Origin of the sequence: Pseudonocardia pini, from assembly GCF_013870575.1 — a bacterium.
Taxonomy (GTDB): Bacteria; Actinomycetota; Actinomycetes; order Mycobacteriales; family Pseudonocardiaceae; genus Pseudonocardia; species Pseudonocardia pini.
Map to the genome: position 1 here is coordinate 1 of NZ_JACBXB010000776.1, position 2,606 is coordinate 2,606.

The 2,606-nt window shown below is 73.3% G+C and carries 2 protein-coding genes; one reads left to right on the forward strand and one right to left on the reverse strand.

What is annotated here, in order from left to right; genetic code table 11:
* Nucleotides 1-1,440: DEAD/DEAH box helicase (locus H5J29_RS28750; protein WP_376768586.1), on the reverse strand; the 1,440-nt coding region annotated here is incomplete at its 3' end.
* A gap of 312 nt (nucleotides 1,441-1,752) precedes the next feature.
* Here H5J29_RS28750 and H5J29_RS28755 point away from each other — a divergent pair.
* Nucleotides 1,753-2,448 carry a tyrosine-protein phosphatase gene (locus H5J29_RS28755; protein ID WP_181784115.1) on the forward strand — a complete coding sequence of 232 codons (696 nt, stop codon included), beginning with the start codon at nucleotides 1,753-1,755 and terminating at the stop codon, nucleotides 2,446-2,448.
* Nucleotides 2,449-2,606 lie beyond the last annotated feature (158 nt).

Here is a 2,606-nt window from a genome sequence, read left to right on the forward strand (position 1 = left end):
GGCAAGATGGGCTCCTTCCACGTCGACAGCCTCACCTCGCGCATCCGCGGTGGTGGTGCCCGCCCGGGCGAGCCGGACGGCCGCGGCCGCCACGTCCGCCGGGTCGAATTCCGACACCAGGGACTCGATCATGGCGAGGACGCCGTCCGGGTCGGCGTCGGCGTCGGCCCGCAGGTCGGCGACGATCCGCTCCTTGAGCTGCGCCTGGGTGCGGTCCAGCCGGGCCTGCTTGAGGTCCGCCACGGTCGGCACCGGCGCGAGCGGCACGGACTTGCCGATCAGCCGCTCGATGTTGCGCAGGTGACGGATCGCGCCGGAGGGCACCAGCGTGATCGCCACGCCCTCGCGGCCCGCACGACCCACTCGGCCGATGCGGTGCACGTACGCCTCGGGCGACTTCGGCACGTCGTGGTTCACCACGTGCGAGAGCTGCTCGATGTCGAGGCCGCGGGCGGCGACGTCCGTGGCGACCAGCAGGTCGGTCCGGCCGTTGCGCAGCCGCTCCACGACGCGGGTGCGGTGCTCCTGGTCCATGCCGCCGTGCAGCGCCTCCGCACGCAGACCGCGGGAGGTCAGCGTCTCGGTGACGGCGTCGACGTCCGCCCGGGTGCGGCAGAACACGATCGCCGCGGTGGGCCGCTCCAGCTCGAGGATCCGGCCGAGCGCGGTCGTGGTGTGCGTGCGCGGCACCATGTAGGCGGTCTGCCGCACGCGCGGCGCCTCGCCCTCGGGGACCTCCTCGCGGGCGATCCGGACCATGACCGGGTTCGTCATGTACTCGCGGGCCAGCGTCTCGATCCGGCGCGGCATCGTGGCGGAGAACAGCACCGCCTGCCGCTCGGCCGGGGTGGCCTTCAGGATCGTCTCGATGTCCTCGGCGAAGCCCATGTCGAGCATCTCGTCCGCCTCGTCGAGCACGACGGTCTCGAGCGCGTCGAGGCTCAGGGCGCCGCGGTTCATCAGGTCGATCGCGCGACCGGGGGTGGCCACGACGACGTCGACCCCGCGCTTGAGCTGGCCCAGCTGCGGGCCGATGGGCGCGCCGCCGTAGACGGCGAGCACACGCGCGCCGATCTTGGAGCCGTAGCGGGTGATCGCCTCGCTCACCTGCATGGCGAGCTCGCGGGTGGGCGCCAGCACCAGGCCGAACGGGCGGCGCTCACCGGAGCGGTCGCTCTCGGCGAGGCGCTGCAGCATCGGCAGGCCGAACGCGGCGGTCTTGCCGGTGCCGGTGGCGGCCTGGCCCAGCACGTCGCGTCCCGCGATCAGGGACGGGATGGCCTCGGCCTGGATGGGGCTCGGGGACTCGTAGCCGAGCTCGTCGAGCACCTCGACCAGGGCGGGGTCGAGCCCCAGCTCCAGGAAGGCGCCGTCGTTCTCGGAGATCTCGGTGTCGATCTCGGTGGTCTCGTTCTCGGGCAGGTCAAGCAGGGTGTTCACTCAGTTCCTCGTCGCAGCGGGGTGCTCGGCCGGGAGTCCCGGACGCGGCACCCGCGGGGAAGCCCGCGGGCCCGGAGCGGCGGTGGAGCTCAGTGCTACAGCTCGGTGCCGAAGAAGGACCATGGGGCTACTCGGCTGACGTCATCGCTGACAGCCGACCCTCCCAGTGTCGCACGACGGGTCGCGGGAGATCACGGCGGGCGGGGTGCCGCCCGTCACGATGGTCAACGGCAGGGGGCCGCCCGCTGTTCCCACCGTGGTTCCGATCACGAATACACCCTCCGTTCACCGACCGCGCGCACCCTCGAACGAGTGACCGCCACCCTGGACCTGAGGACCCCCGCCAACCTCCGCGACGTCGGCGGGCTGACCACCGCGGACGGGCGCACCATCCGCACGGGGATCCTGCTGCGCAGCGACGCCCCGCGACCGGGCGACCTCTCCCCCGCCGAGCCCGCCGCCGTCGTCGACCTCCGGTCCGCGGCGGAGACCCGCGGCGACACCCACCCCCTGGCCGAGGTCGCGGAGATCCACGAGGTCCCCATGGGTGCCTCCCTGGCGCCCGAGGTGATCGCCGCCACCCCCGAGGAGGAGCGGGACCTGGGCTGGGCCTACCGGCTCCTCGTGCGGGACGCCGCCGAGCAGATCGCCCGGATCATGCACGTCCTCGCCTCCGCGCCCGCCCCCGTGCTGGTGCACTGCGCCGCGGGGAAGGACCGGACCGGGATCGTGGTCGCCACCGTGCTGACCCTCGTCGGGGTGCCGCGCGAGCAGGTCCTCGCGGACTACCTGCGCACCAACGAGAACCTCGAGCACCTGCTGGCGCGGCTCGCGGCGGCGGGCAGGCACCTGCCCGCGGTGTCCAAGCGCCTGCTCGGGGTGGACGCGACGGCGTTGACCGCGGTGCTCGACGAGATGGAGTCCCACCCCGACGGCATCCGCGGCCACCTGGTCGGGCACGGCGCGGACCCCGCCGACCTCGACGCGATCGTCGCCCGCCTCACCTGAGGCCGCACCCGCCGAGATGAACCTCGGTGTCTGTCGATCATGCTCTCGACGACACCGAGGTTCATCTCGGCGCGGGGGTCACTTGCCGAAGCCCGCCTTCTTGAGGGCGTCCGCCATGGCGTTGTTCAACGGGGCGGGGCGCTGGTCCTGGCGGTCAG